The organism is Nguyenibacter vanlangensis, assembly GCF_013376155.1.
Classification (GTDB): domain Bacteria; phylum Pseudomonadota; class Alphaproteobacteria; order Acetobacterales; family Acetobacteraceae; genus Gluconacetobacter; species Gluconacetobacter vanlangensis.
The window spans coordinates 1-2,280 of sequence record NZ_JABXXP010000468.1 but is presented as its reverse complement, the minus strand read 5'-3'; the positions used below and the strand labels follow the sequence as shown (position 1 = coordinate 2,280).

Below are 2,280 nucleotides of genomic sequence, written 5' to 3'. Positions count from 1 at the left end.
CGCGCTCGCGACAGCCAGATCAGGCCGCCGAAGGCGCCCATGCCCAGGATGGCGGTGCCCACCGCCACCCGCGCGGCATGCCGGGCCCGCGCTGGCTGCGCGGCCCCCGTCCAGAATGCCACCCGCACATTGGCGGCCTGCCCCAGCGCCATCGCGACCATATAGGTGATCGACCCCAGGCTCAGCACGATCTGGTGCGCCGCCAGGGCGTGGATGCCCAGCGACGCGGCCTCCAGGCTGACTACCTCGAACAGCATGATCTCGGCCCCGGCCCCGGCCATGATCGGCAGGCCCAGCCGCAGCAGCAGTCCCATGTCCGCCCGGCGCAGCCGCGCCGGCCACAGCAGCCCGCGCAGATGCGGCCGCCCATGGACCATCAGCAGCAGGGTGGCGGCGGTGCCCCACATTGTGATGGCGGTGGCCAGCGCCGACCCCGCCAGCCCCAGGCGCGGCAGGCCGAACAGCCCGTGGATCAGCGCGGCGTTCAGGACGCCGTTGACCAGCGCAACCACCGGCATCACCCGCAGCAGCAGCGCCTGCGCATCCAGCGCCGGCAGCACGACATCGACCACCCCGGTGCCGATCAGCGCGGGCGGCGCCCCCCACAGCAATATATACACGAAACCGCTGACCGGCCCGGCGAAGGCGGCCGGCTGGTGCATCAGGCGCAGCAGCGGCCCGACCTGCGACAGCAGCAGCAGGCAGGGCGCGCACAGCAACAGCGCCAGGACCAGCAGCATGGCATGGATGGGCGCGATCCTGGCCGGCTCACCCCGGCCGCGCGCCTGGGCGATCAGCACGCCCCCCGCCCCCAGCATGGATTGCAGCACCGCCATCACGGTGAAGAACAGGGTGGTGGACAGGCCGCCGATCGCCAGCGCATCGGCCCCCAGCCCGCTCAGCAGGATGCTGTCGGTGACGCCCATCACCATCTGGGAAATCTGCGCCAGGGCGATCGGGCCGGCGATGCGCAGCAAGGACGGCAATTCGGGCGCCGGCGCGCCGGAAGATATGGGAACGGGTCGCGACATGCCCCATCCAGAGCAGATCATCCCCCGAAAGGCCAGACGTCGCCGCAGGGCGGCGGCGCCCGCGTGGACAGGGCGCGCACAAGGGTGTTGCGTCCGCACCGCGCCTGTCGCATCTAGGCCCCATCATGTCTGATTCCATGCCGCAACTGTCCCTGCACGACAGCCGAAGCCGCAAGACGGTGCCCTTCGCGCCCCTCGATCCGGGGAACGTGCGGATCTATTATTGCGGCCCGACGGTCTACGACCTGGCGCATATCGGCAATCTGCGCGCCATGGTGACGGCCGACCTCCTGGTGCGGCTGCTGCGGGTGCTGTATCCGCGCGTGACCTATGTGCGCAACATCACCGACGTCGAGGACAAGATCAACGCCCGCGCGCGTGAGAACGGCGAGACGATCGACAGCCTGACCGCCCGCACGATCCGCGATTTCCATCAGGACCTGGCGGCGGTCGCCGTCCTGCCGCCGGATATCGAGCCGCGCGCGACCCACCATATCGGCGAGATGGTGACGATGATCGGCCGACTGATCGAAAGCGGCCACGCCTATGCAGCCCAGGGCCATGTGCTGTTCTCCGTCGCCAGCGATCCGGCCTATGGCACGCTGTCCGGCCGCTCGCCCGAGGACCTGCAGGCCGGCGCCCGCGTCGAGATCGCGCCCTACAAGCGCGACCCGGGCGATTTCGTGCTGTGGAAACCCTCCGAACCCGACCTGCCGGGCTGGGAAAGCCCCTGGGGCCGCGGACGGCCCGGCTGGCACATCGAATGCTCGGCCATGTCGCACCGCTATCTGGGCGAAAGCTTCGACATCCATGGCGGCGGCAGCGACCTGCTGTTCCCGCATCACGAGAACGAACTGGCGCAGAGCCGGTGCTGCTTTCCCCACGGGCGCTTCGCCAACCACTGGGTGCATAATGCGATGCTGCTGGTGGATGGCGAGAAAATGTCCAAATCCCTGGGCAATTTCCTGACCGTCCGCGACGTGCTGGCCCACAGCCCGGCCGAGGCGCTGCGGCTGCTGCTGCTGCATGCCCAGTACCGCTCGGTGCTGAACTTCACCCAAGGCGGGCTCGACGACGCGAAACAGACCCTGAACCGGTTCTATCGCGCCATCGGCGACCTGCCGCCCGAAGATGACGACGCCCCGCCCCCGGCCGCCGTCCTGGCCGCGCTGTGCGACGACCTGAACACGCCGCGCGCACTGGCCGAAATGCATGCGCTGGCCGACCGCGCCCTGGCGGGCGACCAGTC

General features: G+C 69.9%; 2 protein-coding genes. One reads left to right on the top strand and one right to left on the bottom strand.

Annotated elements, in window-relative coordinates:
- A partial coding sequence (locus HUK84_RS15370) for an MATE family efflux transporter (protein WP_246285715.1) occupies positions 1-1,031 on the bottom strand: 1,031 nt, incomplete at its 3' end.
- A 125-nt stretch (positions 1,032-1,156) separates the two neighbouring features.
- Here HUK84_RS15370 and cysS point away from each other — a divergent pair.
- Positions 1,157-2,280, top strand: a 1,124-nt coding sequence (cysS, locus tag HUK84_RS15365; RefSeq protein ID WP_176641063.1) for a cysteine--tRNA ligase, incomplete at its 3' end; no start/stop codon positions are given.